At 45.0% G+C, this 1,265-nt stretch carries 1 protein-coding gene; it reads right to left on the bottom strand.

Annotated elements, in window-relative coordinates; translation table 11 throughout:
- Window positions 1–1,265: terminase large subunit (locus PR766_RS17270; protein ID WP_272518483.1), on the bottom strand; the 1,265-nt coding region annotated here is incomplete at both ends.

The following is a 1,265-nucleotide window of genomic DNA, read 5'->3' as shown; positions in this document are numbered from 1 at the left end:
GGATTGTGATCGTGATGAAACTTACCTGCATACACATCAGCTTGAACGCTTTTCATGGCTTCAGACATGTTTTTAACTGTTTGAGCAACCTCAACTAGCGGAACGCCTTCCTCCGCTAGCCGGCGAGAAAACTGAACCGCACTCCATGGGTCAAACCCTAATTCACGAACATCATCACCCTCGCACCACTTCAGGATGTCGTCTTTGATAATGTCATGATCAATCACTTCACCGTCAGTCAATTCCAAGTGACCTGCATCAGCCCATTTCCGGTAAAGCTCTGCGATGTGTTTCGGTGCGGTTTCAATACGATCCTCGGGTAACCAGAACTTGCATTTAATGTGCGTTTTACCCTGCCCGTCTTCATACATTTTTATCGCTGCAGCAACGTCAATTTTGCTAGCCAAGTCAACGCCAACCCAAACCGGATAATGCTGTAACTCATCATCAGGGGCGTTAGCTGGAGCTGCATCCCATTTGCTCATATCCATCCAGACAGATTCAGCATTCACCCATTTATTAAGGTGTTTAGTAAGAAAGTTAGGACGAGCAGCAATTTGCTCTTTCGCCTTCTTGGCCAAACGTCGCATATCATCAAAACGCTTACAGACACCAAGCCCAGGATTAGCTTTTATCCAAACGGATTCATCAAAATCATCGTCGCCCTCATCGAGGGTATAAATAATGGCAAAGAAAGTGTCATCATCAACAACACCCGTTAGAACTTTAATTGCGTAATCCCGTAACTCGTAACAGATCCCCTCTTTGTTAAAACCCGATGTTGTGATGGCAAATAAAAGCGACTGCAATCGCGCACCTGTTGCCGTTTCAAGAACATCCCACACATCGCGAGTTTTATGAGCATGGAGCTCATCGACTATCCCGCAATGAATGTTCAAGCCATCGAGGTTATTTGCATCACTGGAAAGTGGTTCAAATTTAGACGCCGTTCGCTCTTGGTAAATCGCTAACTTGTTGTAATCAAATAATCGACCTAGCGTTGCTTTCGCTTTTTTGACCATATTTTTGGCATCTTCAAACACAATACGCGCCTGATCGCGAGTCGTTGCTGCTGAATAAACCTCAGCACCACCTTCGCCATCAGCCCCGGTCATGTATAAACCGATACCGCTGGAGAGCGTTGATTTTGCATTCTTACGAGCCACTTCATTAAATGCGGTTCGAAAACGACGAACAAAGATGGCATCACCATCATCATCAAGAACTTGTTCACCGGTTAATTCATCAATTAACGGGATAACAAA

This window comes from Providencia sp. PROV208, assembly GCF_028479465.1.
GTDB lineage: Bacteria > Pseudomonadota > Gammaproteobacteria > Enterobacterales > Enterobacteriaceae > Providencia > Providencia alcalifaciens.
This window is presented reverse-complemented; position numbering and strand designations above follow the sequence as displayed.